Source organism: Cellulomonas iranensis NBRC 101100 = JCM 18110 (genome assembly GCF_001552375.1).
GTDB classification, from domain to species: domain Bacteria; phylum Actinomycetota; class Actinomycetes; order Actinomycetales; family Cellulomonadaceae; genus Cellulomonas; species Cellulomonas iranensis.
The window spans coordinates 1-16,304 of record NZ_BCRB01000020.1 but is presented as its reverse complement, the minus strand read 5'-3'; the positions used below and the strand labels follow the sequence as shown (position 1 = coordinate 16,304).

13 protein-coding genes are annotated in these 16,304 nt (G+C 75.7%); 7 read left to right on the top strand and 6 right to left on the bottom strand.

The window, feature by feature from the left end:
* Positions 1–191 precede the first annotated feature (191 nt).
* A complete protein-coding gene (locus CS2_RS06245) occupies positions 192–1,247 on the bottom strand; it encodes a 4-hydroxy-3-methylbut-2-enyl diphosphate reductase (protein ID WP_046530300.1) in 1,056 nt (351 codons plus the stop codon).
* A gap of 226 nt (positions 1,248–1,473) precedes the next feature.
* Between CS2_RS06245 and xseA the strand changes: the two genes are divergently transcribed.
* The 4 genes from xseA to CS2_RS06225 all read left to right on the top strand — a co-directional run bounded on the left by xseA (position 1,474) and on the right by CS2_RS06225 (position 4,799).
* Complete coding sequence (gene xseA / locus CS2_RS06240; protein ID WP_070319352.1) at positions 1,474–2,727, top strand: exodeoxyribonuclease VII large subunit; 1,254 nt, start codon at positions 1,474–1,476, stop codon at positions 2,725–2,727.
* 190 nt (positions 2,728–2,917) lie between these two features.
* Entirely contained in the window at positions 2,918–3,187 is a 270-nt protein-coding gene (locus CS2_RS06235) for an exodeoxyribonuclease VII small subunit (RefSeq protein ID WP_070319351.1), read from the top strand.
* Positions 3,184–4,134 (top strand): carbohydrate kinase family protein, encoded by a 951-nt coding sequence (locus CS2_RS06230; protein ID WP_070319328.1) that lies wholly within the window; start codon positions 3,184–3,186, stop codon positions 4,132–4,134. Before CS2_RS06235 ends, CS2_RS06230 begins: the two co-directional genes overlap by 4 nt.
* Entirely contained in the window at positions 4,131–4,799 is a 669-nt protein-coding gene (locus CS2_RS06225; RefSeq protein WP_046530298.1) for a carbonic anhydrase, read from the top strand. The genes CS2_RS06230 and CS2_RS06225 overlap by 4 nt, the downstream gene beginning before the upstream one ends.
* A gap of 133 nt (positions 4,800–4,932) precedes the next feature.
* Here CS2_RS06225 and CS2_RS06220 read toward each other — a convergent pair whose 3' ends face one another.
* The 5 genes from CS2_RS06220 to CS2_RS06200 form a co-directional block, all read right to left on the bottom strand.
* Complete coding sequence (locus tag CS2_RS06220; protein WP_070319327.1) at positions 4,933–5,247, bottom strand: DUF2087 domain-containing protein; 315 nt, start codon at positions 5,245–5,247, stop codon at positions 4,933–4,935.
* 87 nt (positions 5,248–5,334) lie between these two features.
* Positions 5,335–6,651 (bottom strand): ABC transporter ATP-binding protein, encoded by a 1,317-nt coding sequence (locus CS2_RS06215; RefSeq protein WP_070319326.1) that lies wholly within the window; start codon positions 6,649–6,651, stop codon positions 5,335–5,337.
* Positions 6,652–6,673: 22 nt separating this feature from the next.
* Positions 6,674–7,507 carry a carbohydrate ABC transporter permease gene (locus tag CS2_RS06210; RefSeq protein WP_046530296.1) on the bottom strand — a complete coding sequence of 278 codons (834 nt, stop codon included), beginning with the start codon at positions 7,505–7,507 and terminating at the stop codon, positions 6,674–6,676.
* On the bottom strand, positions 7,504–8,463 hold the full coding sequence (locus CS2_RS06205; RefSeq protein ID WP_070319325.1) for a carbohydrate ABC transporter permease: 960 nt from the start codon (positions 8,461–8,463) through the stop codon (positions 7,504–7,506). The genes CS2_RS06210 and CS2_RS06205 overlap by 4 nt, the downstream gene beginning before the upstream one ends.
* On the bottom strand, positions 8,460–9,716 hold the full coding sequence (locus tag CS2_RS06200) for an extracellular solute-binding protein (protein ID WP_233421086.1): 1,257 nt from the start codon (positions 9,714–9,716) through the stop codon (positions 8,460–8,462). The genes CS2_RS06205 and CS2_RS06200 overlap by 4 nt, the downstream gene beginning before the upstream one ends.
* 134 nt (positions 9,717–9,850) lie before the next feature.
* Between CS2_RS06200 and CS2_RS06195 the strand changes: the two genes are divergently transcribed.
* The 3 genes from CS2_RS06195 to CS2_RS06185 all read left to right on the top strand — a co-directional run.
* The gene (locus CS2_RS06195; RefSeq protein WP_046530294.1) at positions 9,851–11,284 is read left to right on the top strand and encodes a class II fumarate hydratase; all 1,434 of its coding nucleotides are present in this window, start codon (positions 9,851–9,853) and stop codon (positions 11,282–11,284) included.
* A 179-nt stretch (positions 11,285–11,463) separates the two neighbouring features.
* Positions 11,464–14,787, top strand: coding sequence for an ABC transporter permease (locus tag CS2_RS06190; protein WP_156442023.1), 3,324 nt, complete (start codon positions 11,464–11,466; stop codon positions 14,785–14,787).
* Positions 14,784–16,304: hypothetical protein (locus tag CS2_RS06185; protein ID WP_156442022.1), on the top strand; the 1,521-nt coding region annotated here is incomplete at its 3' end. The genes CS2_RS06190 and CS2_RS06185, both read left to right, overlap by 4 nt.

Genomic DNA, 16,304 nt, shown 5'->3' with positions numbered 1-16,304 from the left:
GCGGTCTCGCGCCCGACGGCCTTCCCGTTGTTCGCGCGCTCGAGCCAGGGCTCCTGCTCCTCCGCCTCGCGATCCGGCGGAGGCGGCCGAGGCCGCGTCCCCGGGGTGCGAGGCGGCGGCCCCCAGGCGGTCCGCCACGACGGGACAGCACGTGTCGGTGACGGGTCGCCCCGGGCGGTGGGGCAGCCCCGTCAGACCGGCTGGACGCTCAGCGAGCGACGACCCTCGGGCCGCGGGCGGCCGGTCGGCGCACCGGCGGCCTTGAGGTCGGCGCGCAGCTCGCGCGGCAGCGAGAACATGAGGTCCTCGGTCGCGGTGCGCACCTCCTCGACCTCGCCGAAGCCGTGCTCGGCGAGCAGCGCGAGGACGTCGGACACCAGGATCTCCGGGACGGACGCCCCCGAGGTGACGCCGACCGTGGTCGCACCCTCGAGCCACGCCGGGTCGATCTCGGCGGCCTTGTCGACGCGGTAAGACGCACGCGCACCCGCGTCGAGGGCGACCTCGACGAGGCGCACCGAGTTCGACGAGTTGGCGGACCCGACCGTGATGACCACGTCACACGAGGGCGCGAGCTTCTTCACCGCGACCTGGCGGTTCTGCGTCGCGTAGCAGATGTCGTCGCTCGGCGGGTCCTGCAGGTGCGGGAACCGCTCGCGCAGGCGGCGGACCGTCTCCATCGTCTCGTCCACCGACAGCGTGGTCTGCGAGATCCACATGACCCGCTCGGGGTCGCGGACCACGACGTGGTCCGCGTCGGCCGGCGAGTTGACGACCTGGATGTGCTCGGGGGCGTGCCCCTGCGTGCCCTCGACCTCCTCGTGCCCGTCGTGACCGATGAGCAGGATGTCGAAGTCGTCGGCGGCGAACCGCACGGCCTCCTTGTGGACCTTGGTGACCAGCGGGCACGTCGCGTCGATGGTCTGCAGGTTGCGCGCCGCGGCGGCCTCCTTGACCGCGGGCGACACCCCGTGCGCCGAGAACACGACGCGCGCACCCTCGGGGACCGCGTCGGTCTCGTCGACGAACACCGCGCCGCGCGCGGCCAGCGTGTCGACGACGTGCCGGTTGTGCACGATCTCCTTGCGGACGTACACCGGGGCGCCGTAGTGCTCGAGGGCCTTCTCGACCGCGACGACCGCGCGGTCGACGCCCGCGCAGTACCCGCGGGGGGCCGCCAGCAGCACGCGCTTGCGGGGCGCGGCGGGCGCGGCGGCCGCGTCGGGACCGGAGGCAGCAGGGTTCACGCCCTCAGTCTAGGTGGGACGTCCCGCGGCGCCCCCGGCGGGACGGGTGACGGCCACCACGCTCACGCGACCTCCACGACCCGGCGACGGGACGTCCGCGCGACCGGCCCGTCGCCACCCGGACGCACCCGTCCGTGCCGCGCGCACCGGTCCGCGCGGGACGGGCACGGGTGCCGCGACCACGCCCGTCCCGACCCGTGTCGCACGCGTGCGGCACCCTGGTGCCGTGCCCGACGACTCCCCCGCCCCCACGGCCCCGCTGCCGCTGCCGCTCAAGGCCGCGGACACGACGCCCGAGCGTCCGTGGCCCGTGCGGCACCTCGCGCCGAAGGTCGCGGACTACGTCGCGCGCATGCCGCCCGTGTGGGTCGAGGGCCAGGTGCTCAACGTGCGGCGCTGGAACTCGCTGCTGTTCCTCACGCTGCGCGACACCGACCTCGACATGTCGCTGTCGGTCACGCTGCCCGCGGTCGCGGCGATGAGCCTGGGCGACCGGTTCGCCGACGGCGCTCACGTCGTGGTGCACGCGCGGCCGCAGTACCAGGTGAAGAAGGGCGCGCTCGGGTTCTCCGCGGACCGCGTGCGGCTCGTGGGGCTGGGCGAGCTGCTCGCGCGCATCGAGCACCTCAAGGGCGTGCTCGCGGCCGAGGGCCTGTTCGACGAGTCGCGCAAGCGCCCGCTGCCGTTCCTGCCCGCCGTGGTCGGGCTGGTGTGCGCGCAGCAGGGCGACGCCGAGCACGACGTCGTCTCGAACGCGCGGGCCCGCTGGCCTGGCGTGCAGTTCGAGATCCGGCGCGTCACGGTGCAGGGCGCCGAGGCGGTGCCGTCGGTGACCGCGGCGATCGCCGAGCTCGACGCCGACCCGCGGGTCGAGGTCGTCGTGGTCGCGCGCGGCGGCGGGTCCTTCGAGGACCTGCTGCCGTTCAGCAACGAGACCCTCGTGCGTGCCGCCGCGGCGTGCCGCACGCCGCTGGTCAGCGCGATCGGGCACCACATGGACGCGCCGCTGCTCGACCTCGTCGCGGACCTGCGGGCGTCGACGCCCACCGACGCAGCCAAGCGCGTCGTGCCCGACGTCACCGAGGAGCGCGCGCGGATCGCGCAGGCGCGCACCCGCACGCGCGCCGCGCTCACCCACCGCCTCGCGCGCGAGCAGGCGGCGCTCGACCACTGGCGCACGCGACCCGTCATGGCGCGGCCCGAGACGCTCGTCGACCCGCACGAGCGCGCGCTGCGCGACCAGACCGCGCGCGGTCGCGCGGTCCTCGACGCCGCGCTCGCGCACGCCGCGACCGCGACCGCCCGGCTCGCGGGGCAGGTGCGCGCGCTGTCCCCCGCCGCGACGCTCGAGCGCGGGTACGCGGTCGTGCAGCGCGCCGACGGCGCCGTGGTGCGCGACCCCGCCGAGGTCGCGACCGGGGACCGCCTGCGGGTGCGGGTCGCGGCGGGCGAGCTCGCCGCCGACGTCGTCGACGCGTGAGCCGCGTCGCGCGGCACCAGGGCACGGCGCTCTGGGGGCACCGACGTCGCCGTGCCGACGCACGGCGTGGTCCGCAGCACGGGCCCGCGCGTGCGCCGTCGGCGACGACTGGTTGACTGTGCGCGTGGCACGACGAGAGACGACCGCACCCGACGGTCCGGCGGACGGGGCGGCCGGCACCGGCTCCCGCCTGCCCGACCCCGCGACGCTCGGCTACGAGCAGGCCCGCGACGAGCTCGCCTCGATCGTCGGCCGCCTGGAGTCGGGCGCGGGCACGCTCGAGGAGTCGCTCGCGCTGTGGGAGCGGGGCGAGGCGCTCGCGGCGCGCTGCCAGGAGTGGCTCGACGGCGCGCGCGAGCGGCTGACCGCCGCGCGCGGTGGCCGCACCGGCACGGCCGGGACGCTGGACGAGGACGCCCGGGCGCACGCCGCGGGCGAGGACGACGAGGAGGACCGGTGAGCGGCAGCACGCAGGGCCGTGCGCTCGTGATCGGCGAGGCGCTGGTGGACGCGGTCCGCCGCCCCGACGGCACGCACGACGAGTTCCCGGGCGGCAGCCCGGCCAACGTGGCGATCGGCCTCGCGAGGCTCGGCCGGCGCGCCGAGCTGCTCACGTGGCTGGCCGACGACGCGCACGGCGACCTCGTGCGCCGGCACCTCGCGGCCTCCGGCGTGCACGTGCTGACCGGTGACCGCGCGCCCGCCCGGACCCCCGTCGCCACCGCACACCTCGACGCCGCGGGCGTCGCGACGTACGACTTCGACCTCGAGTGGGACCTGCCCGCGACGTGGGACGAGGGCGAGGGCGACGCGCTCGTCGTGCACACCGGGTCGATCGCGGCCGTGCTGACGCCCGGCGGACCCAAGGTCGCCGACCTGCTCGAGAGCCGCCGCGCGACGTCGACGATCACCTACGACCCGAACCTGCGCCCCGCGCTCATGGGAGACCCGGCCGACGTGCGGCCCGTCGTCGAGCGGCTCGTGCGCGCGTCCGACGTGGTCAAGGTCAGCGACGAGGACCTCGCGTGGCTGCTGCCCGGCGTCGCGCCGGCCGAGGTCGCGGAGGACTGGAGCCGCTCGGGCCCCGCGCTCGTGGTCGTCACGCACGGCGGCGAGGGCGCGTTCGCGAGCACCGCCGCCGGCGCGCGCCTCACGGTCCCGGCGCCGCGCGTCACCGTCGCCGACACCGTCGGCGCGGGTGACTCGTTCATGGGTGGCCTGGTCGACGGCCTGTGGTCCGCCGGGCTGCTCGGCGCCGACCGCCGCGCCGCGCTGCACGACGTCGACGCGGGCACGGTCGAGCAGGTGCTCGCCCGCTGCGCACGCATCGCCGCCATCACGGTCTCGCGTGCGGGCGCCAACCCGCCGACGACCGCCGAGCTCGACACCGAGGGAGCCCCCGCATGAGCACGACGCCGACCACTCCCGCGCAGGCCTGGGCCGCGCTGGCCGACGGCAACCTGCGGTTCGTCGAGGACCGCATGGCGCACCCGTCGCAGGGCATCGCCCGCCGCACCGAGGTGAGCGTCGAGCAGCACCCGTTCGCGGTGGTCTTCGGCTGCTCCGACAGCCGCGTCGCGGCCGAGATCATCTTCGACCAGGGCCTCGGCGACCTGTTCGTCGTGCGCACCGCCGGGCACGTGCTCGACACGACCGTCATCGGGTCCATCGAGTACGGCGTCGAGGTGCTGGGCGCGCCGCTCGTCGTGGTCCTCGCGCACGACTCGTGCGGCGCCGTCGCCGCCGCGACGGACGCGATCACGCACGGCAACGTGCCGCCCGGGTTCGTGCAGGCCGTCGTCGACCGCGTGATCCCCTCGATCGTCGGGCTCACCGCGTCGGGCCGGCCGCTCGACTCGTTCGACGCCGCGACCCTGGGCCACGAGCACGTGCTGCACACGTCGCGTCAGCTGCACGGCTACTCGGTGTCGCTCGCCGAGTCGGTCGCCGCGGGCCGCACCGCGATCGTCGCGGTCGAGTACACGCTCGCCGACGGGCGCGCCCAGGTCGCGCAGGTCATCGGCGACATCGGTGCGGGACCGGGCGTCGTGCCGGCGGGCGCGCCGGCCTGACGTCCCGGGCGACGACGCGAGGAGCCCACGCCGGCGTCCCGCACGTCACCGGCGTGGTCCCTCGTCGGCGTGGCACGTCGTTCGCGCCACGCCCCGACGCGCCCGTCCGCCGGTGGTCGTCTGCGCGCGCGTGTCAGCCCGCGGCCCGGGCGTCCGGCTCGTCGTCGTGCGGCGTCACGCGCTCGCGCCAGTACCGCGACCCGTCCTGCCGACGGCCGACGAGCCCGGCCTCGACGAGATCGCGCCGCACGCGCACCGGGTCGTCGGCGAGCGTCGCGATGCGCTCGGTCAGCGCGGCCTCGTCGAGCTCCTCGCCCGGCGCGACGAGGAGCGCCGCGACGTGCTCGAGCAGCTCGTCACGGTCGCGCGTGCGGCGGGGCGTCGTGACCCAGCGCCCGCGCACCAGGAACCGCGCGGCGTCGCACGGCGGGGTGGTGGTGGTGTCCATCCCGCCATGCTGCCCGCCCACGACCCCGGGAGCCGAGGCCTTTCCCCGTCCGCGTCCCCGAGCTCCGGCCGCCGGGCGGCCAGGCCGTCACGCCGCGGTGTGCCGCCCCCCACCCGCCGACGCGCGGTCGCCCCTCCCGGACGCTCGCTCCTCGGCGCGCGCGGCACGGCGCTGCGCGCGCTCGGTCGCGCGGCGCCGCTCCTCGACGCTCTCCTCGTCGGCCCGGCGCGCCGCCTCCTCGTCGTACGTGAGGTTCTCACCCGTCTCGGGGTCGAAGACCATGAGCCGCGCGGGGTCGAACCACAGCTCGGCGACGTCGCCGTCGCGCACGTGCGACTCGGCGCCGAGCGACGCGACCAGCTGCGTGCGCATACCCTCGCCGTCGAGGTCGCGATCGAGCTCCTCGAGCGTCTGCGCCACGTCCGCGTGCGTCTCGAACGGCACGTACGCGTACAGCTCGGCGCCCAGCCACTCGACGACGTCCACGTCCGCCTCGAACGTCACGCCGCCCTCGCGGCCGCCCTCGTCGAACGTGTCGGCGTCCTCGAGGTGCTCGGGCCGCAGCCCGACGATCACGAGCGAACGGTCCCCGATCCGCTCGCGCAGCGCGGGTGCGAGCGGCACGTCGGCCAGCGGCAGCCGCAACGTGTCGCCGTCGACCTCGCCGGGCAGGAAGTTCATGGGCGGCGAGCCGATGAACCCGGCGACGAACAGGTTGACGGGCTGCTCGTAGAGCGCACGCGGGCTCGCGGCCTGCTGGAGCACGCCCTTCTTGAGCACCGCGACCCGGTCGCCCAGCGTCATGGCCTCCGTCTGGTCGTGCGTCACGTAGAGCGTCGTGGTGCCGAGCCGGCGCTGCATGCGCGCGATCTCGGTGCGCATCTGCCCGCGGAGCTTGGCGTCGAGGTTCGACAGCGGCTCGTCGAACAGGAACGCGCGCGCGTCGCGCACGATCGCGCGTCCCATCGCGACGCGCTGCCGCTGCCCGCCCGACAGGTTCGCGGGCTTGCGGTCGAGGTGCTCGCGCAGCTCCAGGGTGTCCGCGGCCCGCTCGACGCGCTCCCGGATCTCGTCGTCCGAGAACTTGCCCTTCTCGAGGCGCAGCGGGAACGCGATGTTCTCGAACACGCTCAGGTGCGGGTACAGCGCGTAGTTCTGGAACACCATCGCGAGCTTGCGGTCGCGCGGCGCCTTGTCGTTGACGACCTCGCCGTCGATGCTGATCTCGCCGTCGGTGATGTCCTCGAGCCCCACGACCATGCGCAGCAGCGTCGACTTCCCGCAGCCCGACGGCCCGACGAGGATGACGAACTCGCCGTTCTCGACGTCGAGGCTGACGTCGTTCACGGCCGGGTAGCCGTCGCCGTACTTCTTCACGACGTGGCTCAGCGTGATCGCGGCCATGGCGAACCTCCCTCGGTCCGGGTCAGCCCTTGACGGCGCCCTGGGTGAGCCCGGCGACGATCTGGCGCTGGAACAGCAGCACCAGGACCACGACGGGGATGGTGACGATGACGGCGGCGGCCGAGATGGCGCCGGTCGGCTCCTCGAACTGCGAGGCGCCGGTGAAGAACGCGAGCGCGGCGGGCACGGGGCGCGCGGCCTCGGTCGACGTGAGCGAGATGCCGTACACGAAGTCGTTCCACGCGAGGAAGAACGCGATGATCGCGGTGGTGGCCACGCCCGGGCCGGCGAGCGGCACGATGACCTTGCGGAACGCCTGCGCGGTGGTCGCGCCGTCGACCTGCGCGGCCTGCTCCATCTCCCACGGGATCTCACGGAAGAAGGCCGTGAGGGTCCAGATCGACAGCGGCAGCGTGATCGACAGGTACGGGATCACCAGGCCGGCCCACGTGTCGTACAGCCCGATCGAGCGCCAGATGTTGAACAGCGGCGTGACGATCGAGATCACGGGGAACATCGACACCGCGAGCGACAGGCCCAGCACGAACGCCTTGCCGGGGAAGTCGAGCCGCGCGACCGCGTACGCGCACAGCGACGCGAGGACGACGGCGATCGCGGTGGCGATGAGGCAGATCCCCACCGAGTTGCGCAGCGCCGGCAGGAACAGGTCCGACGCCGAGCCCGTGAGGATCAGCTGGTAGTTCTGCCACGTCACGGACGACGGCAGGAACGAGCCGTTGTCGAGGTCGGACGGCGCCTTGAGCGACAACGACACGATCCACGCCACCGGGAACAGGCAGTACAGGACGATCGCCAGGCCGCCGACCCACCACCACAGCTTGCCGCGCGCGTTCATCGTCCCGCCCTCGTCGACGCCGCCAGGTTGACCTTGAAGCCCTTGACGAACATCAGGGCGATGAGCGCGACGGCGATCGTCAGCAGCACGGACACCGCCGAGCCGATGCCGATCTCGAGGCGCTGGATGGTCTGCCGGTACGCGAGGAACGCGACCGACTCGGTGCCCGCGGCACCGTTCGTCATGATGAAGATGTTGTCGAAGATGCGGAACGCGTCGAGCGTGCGGAACAGCAGCGCGACCATGATCGCGGCCTTCATGTTCGGGATCGTCACGCGCCGCATGCGCTGCCACGCGGTCGCGCCGTCGACCTTCGCGGCCTCCTGCAGCTCGCCCGGCACCTGCGCGAGGCCCGACAGCAGCAGCAGCGAGATGAACGGCGTGGTCTTCCAGATCTCCGACAGCGCGATGACCGTCACGGCGCTGCCGAACGACGCGAACCAGTCGGTGTCGGCCGGCACGAACGGTAGCCAGCTGTTCATGAACCCGCTGGTGAGGTCGAACATGAACCGGAACGCGAACGCCGAGACGACCGTGATGATCGCGTACGGGATGAGGATCGCGGTGCGCAGCGCGGGCCGCAGCCGCTGCAGCGCGTTGTTCATGACGAGCGCGAGGCCGAACCCCAGCACGAGCTCGACCGCGACGGTCACGACCGTGATCAGCACGGTCACGCCGAGGGCCTGCCACCAGATCGGGTCGCCCAGGATCAGCGTGAAGTTGCCGAGCCCGACGAAGTGCCGCGCGTCGGGGTTGGTGAGCTTGTAGCTGAACAGCGAGTCCCACACGGCCTGCAGGATCGGGTAGCCGACGACGGCGACGAGCACGAAGATCGCGGGCGCGGACAGCAGCAGCCCGAGCCGCGCCTCCTGCCGGGCCCGGTCGGAGCGCTGCGGCCTGCGCCGCGGCTGCTGCGCGGAGCGCACGGCGCCCGCGCCGGTGGTCGTGGTGCTCACAGCAGCGCCTCCCCCTGCAGCACGGCCGTGATCAGCTCGTCGGCGCGCTGCGGGCTCGTGCCGGGCGACACCGCGCGCGGCGGGTGCCACGTGCGCTGCAGGCTCGACGACACCTCGTTGTAGAACGGCGTCTGGGGCCGCGGCGCCGCGTTCTGCAGCGACTCGCGGATGACGTCCGCCATGGGGAACGTCTCGCGGACCTCGGGGTCGTCGAAGGCCGTGAGCGACGACGGCGGGTTGCCGTCGGACAGGAAGTACTCGGCCTGCTTCTCGGGCGCGACGATGCACCGCGCGGCCTCGAACGCGAGGTCGACGTGCTCGCTGAACGCGCCGACGCCGAGGTTGATCCCGCCGTACGGGGGCCGGGCCTGCTCGCCCTCGACGGCCTGCGGGTACACCGCCCAGCCGAAGTCGTCGACGACCGACTGGTCGAGCGTGCCGGCCTCGACGGCCGACTTGGCGCGCTGCCAGACGAACGGCCAGTTCACCATGAAGCCCGCGGTGTCGCCCTCGAACATCGACGCGTCGATGTCCTCGGTCGCGTTGGACAGCTGCGGACCGCCGACGCCCGCGTCCGCGAGGCCGCGGATGATCTCGGCCGCCGTGCGACCCGCGTCGGAGTCGAGGGACGGGCGCACGTCCTGCGGGTCCGTCGCCTCGGGGTTCTCCAGGACGTGCCCGCCGGCGGACTCCACGAGCGCGTTGATCCACACCGTGAGGGACTCGGCGCGCACGCCCTGCACGGCGACCGTGCGGTCCTGGTCGGCCGCCGCCTGCACGACCTGCTCCCACGTCACGGGCTGCGTCATGTCGAGACCGGCGGCCTCCGCGACCGACTTGCGGTACCAGAGCAGCTGCGTGTTCGCCCAGAAGGGCACGGTCACGAGCTCGTCGTCGTAGGTCGCGCCCGCGACGGCGCCCTCGGCGACGTCCTGCGTGACGGCCTGCGCGACGTCGTCGGGCACGGGTGCCAGGAAGTCGGCGTTGGCGAACTCGGGGATGTACGGCGGGTCGATGCTCATGAGGTCGATCGACGTGTCGTTGGCCGCGAGGCGGCGCACGAGCTGCTCGCGCTGGCTCGGCGCGTCGCGCGGCAGCAGCACGGTGCTGAGGCGGTAGGCGCCCCCGGACTCCTGCGTGCACTGCTGCGCGATGCGCTCCTGACCGCCCGAGTCGGGGTTGATGTACCAGAGCAGCTCGGGGGGTCCGGCCTCGGCGGCGGAGCAGGCGGCGAGCGGGGCCGCGAGCGCCACGGCGAGGAGAGCCGCGGGTCGTCGCCTCAGGTGTCGCACGGGCGCCTGGCCTCTCACGTCGTCGGGAAGGGGTGTGCCCACATCCGACTACGACCTGCGGGTTCCCGCCACCGGAGCGGTGGAAGGATGGGTCCATGACTTCCACCACCGGTCCCGACGGCGCGGCCGCGGGCGAGCAGGCCTACCGCGTCGAGCACGACACCATGGGCGAGGTGCGCGTCCCCGCGCACGCGCTGTACCGCGCGCAGACGCAGCGCGCGGTCGAGAACTTCCCGATCTCGGGCAGCACGCTCGAGCGCGGGCACGTCGAGGCGCTCGCGCGCGTGAAGAAGGCCGCGGCGCGCGCCAACGCCGAGCTCGGCGTGCTGCCGCAGGACGTCGCCGACGCGATCGTCGCGGCGGCCGACGAGGTCGCGACGGGCGTGCACGACGCGCACTTCCCGGTCGACGTCTACCAGACGGGTTCGGGCACGAGCTCGAACATGAACACCAACGAGGTGCTCGCGACGCTCGCGACGCGCCTGCTGGGGCGCGACGTGCACCCCAACGACCACGTGAACGCGTCGCAGTCGTCGAACGACGTGTTCCCGACGTCGGTGCACGTGGCCGCGACCGCGGGCGTCGTGCGCGACCTCGTGCCGGCGCTCGAGCACCTCGCGGGCGCGCTCGAGGAGAAGGCGACCGCGTGGGCGCAGGTCGTGAAGTCGGGGCGCACGCACCTCATGGACGCGACCCCCGTGACGCTCGGGCAGGAGTTCGGCGGGTACGCCGCGGCCGTGCGGTACGGCGTCGAGCGGCTGCAGGCGGCGCTCCCCCGCGCGGCCGAGGTGCCGCTGGGCGGCACCGCCGTCGGCACGGGCATCAACACGCCGGCCGGGTTCCCGCAGCGCGTCATCGCGCTGCTCGTGGAGGACACGGGCCTGCCGCTCACCGAGGCGCGCGACCACTTCGAGGCGCAGTCCTCGCGCGACGGGCTCGTCGAGCTGTCGGGCGCGCTGCGCACGATCGCCGTGAGCCTCACGAAGATCTGCAACGACCTGCGCTGGATGGGCTCGGGCCCCAACACGGGGCTCGGCGAGATCGCGCTGCCCGACCTGCAGCCCGGGTCGTCGATCATGCCCGGCAAGGTGAACCCGGTCGTGCCCGAGGCCGTGCTCATGGTGTGCTCGCGCGTCGTCGGCAACGACGCGACCGTGGCGTGGGCCGGCGCGTCGGGCTCCTTCGAGCTCAACGTGCAGATCCCCGTCATCGCGTCGGCCGTGCTCGAGTCGATCCGCCTGCTGGCGAACGGCGCGCGCGTGCTCGCCGACCGCACGGTCGCCGGGACCACGCCGAACGTCGAGCGCGCCCGCGCGCTCGCGGAGTCGTCGCCGTCGATCGTCACGCCGCTCAACCGCGTCATCGGGTACGAGAACGCCGCGAAGATCGCCAAGCACGCCGTGAAGGCGGGCGTCACGATCCGGCAGGCGACGCTCGACCTCGGGTTCGTCGAGCGCGGCGAGCTCACGCTCGAGCAGCTCGACACCGCGCTCGACGTGCTCGCGATGACGCGTCCGCCGCAGGGCTGAGCCGCCCGCGGTGCGGGCGTCCGGGGCCGTCACCCGGACGCCCGCACCGGCCACCCGACCGGGTCGCCGCGCACCGACCCGCACAACCGTGGTGGCAGCGCGACCACGCCCGCAGCCCGGCGTCCCCTAGCATCACCGCGACGGGTGCGCGACGGTGCCGCCCACGGAAGGGGAACCACGTGGCCTGGCGGTCCCGCGTGCTGCTCGGACGTCTGCGCGACCAGGCCTCGGTGGTCGCCACCGTGACGCTCGTCGCGGTCGTCGCGACGTCCCTGCTCGCGACCCTCGCCCTGCTGCTCGACCTCACCGCGAACGGCGCGGTCGACGAGGCGCTCGACCGGGCCCCGGCCGCCGACGTGCAGATCGACGTGCTGCTGAGGGTCGGTGGGGCGGACGCCGCGCCGGCCGTCGCGACCGCCGACCGCGTGCTCGACGAGGTCGTCGGCGACGTGCCCGCCACCCGCACCGAGTGGCTCGAGGGCGTGCCGCACCGGTTGGTGGAGCCCGAGCGCACGGGCCTGTCCGCGGTCGCCTACCTCGCGTCGTACCCGCGGACGGACGACACCGCGCGGCTCGTGCGCGGCACGTGGCCCGAGCGGGCCACGGACGACCAGGGCCGCGTCGAGGTCAACGTCCCCGAGGTGGCCGCGGCCGCGCACGGGTGGGACGTCGGCTCGGTCGTCTCCGCGCGGCGAGGCAGGGACGACGTCGCGTGGGTCGTCGTGGGCACGCACGAGCTCGTCGGCCCGCCCCGCACCTGGAGCCGCGACCCGCTCGGCGGCGCCGGGCACGACCCCGCGTACCCCGCACCGGGGGCGTTGGGCGTGTCGACGACGGACGCGTGGGGCCCGTTCCTGGTCGCGCCCGACGCGCTCGCGGGCGAGAACCAGGTCGAGACCGCGCACGTCGTGCTGACGCCGCGGCTCGGCGGCGCGCCGCGCGGCGCGGTCGCGCACCTGCGGACCGCGCTGGACGACGCCCAGGTCGCCCTCGCGCAGGGGCTGGGCGCGGGCACCTCCGGCACCGTCAGCGCGCCCGTCGCGACGACCGTCGACGCCGCGTGGCGCGAGCTCGCCGTGACGCGCATCGGCGTGCTCGTCGTCGGGCTCCTGCTGACCGTGCTCGCCACGACCGTCATGCTGCTCTCGGCACGGCTCCTCGCCGAGCGCCGGGCGAGCGAGGGCGAGCTCCTGGCCGCGCGCGGCGGGTCCGCGCGGCAGCTGCGCTCGCTCGCGGTGCTCGAGGCCGCGGCCGTCGCGGCCCTCACCTGGCTGGTCGCGCCGTGGGCCGCGCTGCTCGCGCTCGGGCGCCTCACCGCGTCCGGGCCGCTGGCGCGCGCCGGCTACGTGGTCCCCGACGCCCCGCCCGGACCCGTGCTGCTCGCCACGGGCGTCGTGGCGGTCGCGCTGGCCGTCGCCCTCGTGGTGCCCGCGTGGCACACCGCGGGGTCCACGTCGCGCGCACCGCACGCGAGCCTGGCCCGCGCGGGCGCCGACGTCGCGCTCGTCGTGCTCGCGGGCCTGGCGCTCGCGCAGCTCGTCACCTACGGCGCACCGCTCGTCACCGGCGGCGGCGGTGCGCGCCTCGACCCCGTGCTGGTCGCCGGGCCCGCGGTCGTCACGCTCGGGGCGGCCGTGATCGCGCTGCGCCTGGTCGGTCCGCTGGGGCGCCTGGGTGACGCGCTCGCACGGCGCACGCGCTCGTTCGTCGGCCCGATGGCGGCCTGGCAGGTCGCGCGCCGCCCCGAGGCGGCGGCCGGCACGTGCCTCGTGATCGTGCTCGCCGTGGCGACGGCGACCTTCGGGCAGTCGTTCCAGGCGACGTGGCGGCTGTCGCAGCTCGAGCAGGTCGACCTCGCGACCGGTGCCGACCTGCGCGTGACGGGGCTCGGCGGCGAGCCCGGTGACTCGTCGCGGGCCGTGACCGACGCGCTCGCGGCGGCGCCGCGCGTCGACGTGCGACCCGTCGTGGACCGGTCGGTGCGCCTCGGCTACACGGACGGGTCGTCCGGGGCGCTGACGACCGTGCAGCTCCTCGGGGTCGACACCGCGGCGCCGCAGGACCTGCGGGGGCGGACCGCCACCCCCTGGTCGGAGCTGCTCGCGACGCTGCCCGAGCGCGGCGTCCGCGAACCGCTCGACGCGGGCACGCTCGTCGGCGTGCCGCTGCCCGAGGGGACCGACCGGCTGAGCCTGGACGCCGTCGCCGGCACGGTCCCGTCGGCGCCCGGCACGACGACGCTCGCCGTCGCGGTCGAGGACGCCCGCGGCGTGCGCACATGGGCGTCGGCCCGGGACGGCCTCGGCGGCGGCGACGTGCGGCTGGACACGCCCACGCGGCTCGAGGTCGCGGTGCCGCCGGGCGTCGAGCCGCGACGGCTCGTCGCGGTGCAGGCGCTCATGACCCTCGAGGACCTGCCGCCCGAGATGACCCCGGGGTCCGCGGCCGGCACGACGGGCGACCTCGGCCTGTCGGTGAGCGGCGCCCTCGCCCACGACGACGACACGGGCGCGCAGACCGCCCTGCCCCTGGCCCCCGCCGGGCGCGCGGGCTCGGTGGCCCCGATCGGCGGCACCCTGCTGACGGCCCGGACCGGCCAGGAGGCGAACGCGCCGTCCGGCGCCGCCCAGGGCGGCGACGCGCTGCACCTCGACGCCCGGCTCGGCCTCACCGACGCGACGCAGGGTCCCGTGCGCCTGACGGCGACGGCGTGGCCGACGCAGGGCGTGGTGCCGGCCGTGCTCACGGCGGACGCGGCCCGGCAGGGCGACGTGCAGCCGGGCGACGTGCTTCCGCTGCGGGTCGGCTCGCCGCCCGTCCAGCTGCGCGTCGAGGCCGTCGTGCCCTACCTGCCCGGTGCACCGCGCGGTGCGGCGGTGATGGTCGACCGCGAGGCGCTCCAGCGTGCCGCGACCGAGTCCGGCATGCGCGACCCGCTGGTCGACGCGTGGTGGGGCACGGGGGCGGGCCCCGACGTGGAGGCCGCCGCGGCGGCGCTGCGCCAGGAGGTCGACGCCACGGTCGTCACGCGCCGAGCCGAACGCGTGCACGCGCTCGAGGGTCCGCTGCGCGCGGCCGTGCCCGCCGCGCTGACCCTGGTCGTGGGCACCGCGGGGCTGCTCGTCCTCGTCGGCATGGGCGCGGCCGCGACCGCGACGGTGCGCTCGCGGCGTCTCGAGCTGGCCCGCCTGCAGGCCCTCGGGCTCTCGCGCGGCGCGGCCGTGCGCGGCGTCCTCGCGGAGAACCTCACGCTCGTCGTGCTCGGCGCGGGCGCCGGGCTGCTCATCGGCTACGGGCTCGCGGCGCTGCTCGGTCCGCTGCTCACGGTGTCGCCGGACGGCCTGGCCCCGGTCCCCCGGCCGCTGCTGGTCTGGCCGTGGCCGGTGCAGGGCGCGGTCGTCGGGGCGCTCGTCACGACCGCGGGCGTCGCGGTCGCGCTGCTCGTCGCGACGGGCGTGCGCCGCGCGTCCGGCGCGCTCCTGCGACTGGGGGACGACCGATGACCGACCTGCTCGCCCGCACCCGGACGCGCGCGCGTGCCGTCGTCGCCGTCGGGCCGCTCGTCGTCCGCCGCCGTGCTCGGCGCGACGCCGGGCTGCTGCTGGGCACCGCGCTGCTGCTGCTCGGCGCGCTGCTGGTCGCGCTCGCGCTGCCCCGGCTGGTCGCCCGGACCGCCGACGAGGCGTTGCAGGGCACGGTCGACCGTGCCGGCACCGACGCCGCCGCCGTCGTGACGCAGCTCGTCGGCCAGCAGCCCGCGGAGGCGATCGACTTCGTCCGCGGCCACGTCGAGCAGGTCTGGTCGGAGCACCCGACGCTCGCGCCACCGACGACGGTCGTCTCGACGCGGCCCTTCGTGGTCGGGTCCCCGTCCGGCGACGTCATCGCGAGCCTCGTCATGCTCGACGGGGTCGAGGAGTCCCGCCCGACGGTGCGCTGGGTCGAGGGCCGCGAGCCGTCGGCGGTGCCCGCGGACGAGCAGTGGCAGACGGACGCGCCGGACCGGCCCCGCGTCGTCGAGGCCGGGCTGTCGGTGCCGGCGGCGCGCGCGCTCGGCGTGGACGTCACGGACGGGCCCGTCACGCTGCGGCTCGACACCGAGAGCAGCGGCCGGATCGCGCGCGTCACGGGGCTGTACGAGGTGGCGGACCCAGCCGCGCGGCACTGGTCGCTCGTCCCCGACGTCGTCGCACCCGTGCCGACGCCGCCGAACGCGCTCGGCGACCTGCGCGTCGCGCTGTACGTGCCGTTCGAGCTGCGCGAGGACGTCCAGGTCGTGGGCGCCAACCGCGCGCTGACCGCGGTCGGGACGTCCTTCCTGCGCACCGACGGCCTGAGCGTCGCGCAGGCGCACGGGGTGAGCGCCGCGCTCGTCGCGCTCGGCGTGCGCGGGCAGCCGGTCGCCACGAACCTGCCCGCCGTGCTCGACGCGTTCGACGCGCGCCTGACGGCGGTGCGCGCGCAGGCCGCGCTCGTGGTCGTGGGCATCGCCGCCACCGCGGCGTCGTGCCTCGTGCTCGCGGGCGGGCTGCTCGCGACGCGACGCCGGCCGACGCTCGCCGCCGAGCGCGCCCGCGGCGCGTCCGTCGCGTCGGTGGCGTACCGGGCGGCGCTCGAGTCCGTGCCGGTCACGCTCGTGGCGTCCGTGCTGGCGTTCGCGGCCGTCACCTGGTGGCTGCCGGGCGCGACCGGCACCGTGACGGTGGCCCTCGGCATCGCGGCCGTGGCGGTCACGGCACCCGTCGTGCTCGCGGGTCGCGTCGCCGCCCAGGCGTGGAACGGGCGTCGCGTCCCGGCGGACCGCCGCGAGCGCGCACGCCTGCGCGCGGTCGGGCAGGCGCGCCGGCTCGTCGCCGAGCTGACGACGCTCGCGGTCGCCGCCGCCGCGCTCGTGTCCGTCCGGGGCCGTGGCCTCGTGCCGTCCGGCGGCGGTGACGCCGACCCGCTGCTGGCCGCCGCGCCCGTGCTGCTCGCGGCGTGCGCGGCGCTCGTCGTCGTGCGGGTCGCGCCCGCGCTGGTC

What these genes read in the sequence shown, in the direction of transcription:
- CS2_RS06225 (WP_046530298.1), top strand. Translation starts at nt 4,131, where the DNA reads ATGAGCACGACGCCGACCACTCCCGCGCAGGCCTGGGCCGCGCTGGCC.
- CS2_RS06220 (WP_070319327.1), bottom strand. Translation starts at nt 5,247, where the DNA reads ATGGACACCACCACCACCCCGCCGTGCGACGCCGCGCGGTTCCTGGTG.
- CS2_RS06215 (WP_070319326.1), bottom strand. Translation starts at nt 6,651, where the DNA reads ATGGCCGCGATCACGCTGAGCCACGTCGTGAAGAAGTACGGCGACGGC.
- CS2_RS06210 (WP_046530296.1), bottom strand. Translation starts at nt 7,507, where the DNA reads ATGAACGCGCGCGGCAAGCTGTGGTGGTGGGTCGGCGGCCTGGCGATC.
- CS2_RS06195 (WP_046530294.1), top strand. Translation starts at nt 9,851, where the DNA reads ATGACTTCCACCACCGGTCCCGACGGCGCGGCCGCGGGCGAGCAGGCC.